This is a genomic window from Oleiphilus sp. HI0132, assembly GCF_001635845.1.
Genome location: NZ_LWGJ01001383.1, coordinates 1 through 1,255, shown reverse-complemented (window position 1 = coordinate 1,255; position 1,255 = coordinate 1). Strand labels below are relative to the sequence as shown.

At 45.8% G+C, this 1,255-nt stretch carries 2 protein-coding genes; both read left to right on the top strand.

Annotated elements, in window-relative coordinates:
• Positions 1-158 precede the first annotated feature (158 nt).
• Entirely contained in the window at positions 159-479 is a 321-nt protein-coding gene (locus A3766_RS21250; protein ID WP_068511202.1) for a hypothetical protein, read from the top strand.
• Positions 480-559: 80 nt separating this feature from the next.
• Positions 560-973, top strand: coding sequence for a hypothetical protein (locus A3766_RS21245; protein ID WP_068642942.1), 414 nt, complete (start codon positions 560-562; stop codon positions 971-973).
• Positions 974-1,255: the final 282 nt, after the last annotated feature.

Genomic DNA, 1,255 nt, shown 5'->3' with positions numbered 1-1,255 from the left:
AATTAAGAGCATAAGGTCAAAAGACTAAAAGCAAAAATCATATAACCAGGCCATCTTTCGGATCTTCGTTTTCTGTCACCGTTTATGCAAAGAAACGCATAAACGTCGCCATAAAACTCATCCCGCAAATGGCGGCGTTATATTTCAGGGAGAATTCAGTGCACGATTTTGTAGGCCGATGGAAAATTAAGTTAATGACAACTTGGCCTCAAGACTACGTTGACCTCGATGAACCCGGTTATTTTGAGTTTACTGAAGATGGATTAGGCCAGTTCGTTTTTGGTGCTGTAAAAGGGTGGCTCGATGTTAGGGTATCTCACCGAACACCTTATCTTGAGTTTAGCTGGCAAGGCACTTGCGAGGGTGATGACCTTTGTGGTCGGGGTAAAATTGAATTTCCTACTCCTTTACAAGGTGACGGTGAAATTTATATTCATTGTGGTGACGAGTCAGGGTTCATCATTGAAAGAAAAATATAACCAGGCCAGCCAACATCGCCCACAAAGGGCCGTGGGCTGGACTCGCTTCGCTCGCCGTTGCTGGCGGCGTTAACTGTCTTATGAAAATCGAACGAGTAGTAAACAATCGTGGTGAGTTTTGGATGTTTACGTTCAAAAATCGAAAGGTTTCACGTAAAGGCACCACAAAGATTCTGGAGCAACTCGAGGGTGTCGAAATTACTCATCACCCCCACTGGGCAGACGATGATGTTTTCTGCACATTCAAGTTCAGAGATCATGACTTTGAAGTCTACGAAATGTGGGGTGATTCCGACGAGTACACCGTAGACGCCAATGAGCCCAATATTCCGCAGTTAGAAGTACTTGCAAAACATTTTGAAGCTTCAGCTCCCATCAAGGGTGGCGACTTTGCTCATAATTTATATTTTTTCATCAACTGGACCATATTTTCTTCAGTTGTTATGGGGGTAATCTTCGGTGTATGGTCTGGCATTAAGTGGATTACCAGTTAACAAGTTTAGCCTGCCTCGCCCCGGAAAAAGCCCCGGGGCTGGACTCGCTATCGCTCGCCGCAGCTAAAGGCGTTGGTATGACTCCCCACGTCAAGAGGCCCGCACAAAATCCTGCCGGAACCTCGGCCAGAGCCTTTCTTTTTAATTAACATTCTTCCCGTTAGGGAAGCGTCAACGCATCAGATGAAGCAAGTAATTTCGACGGTGATCATGCTGGTATTCGTGGGTTGCTAACGCGACGCGTTAACCTATCCAACCTTACTTATTACGTCGTGGTGCCTG

Excerpts from the sequence above, each read along its gene's own strand:
- A3766_RS21245 (WP_068642942.1), top strand. The coding sequence starts at position 560 with ATGAAAATCGAACGAGTAGTAAACAATCGTGGTGAGTTTTGGATGTTT.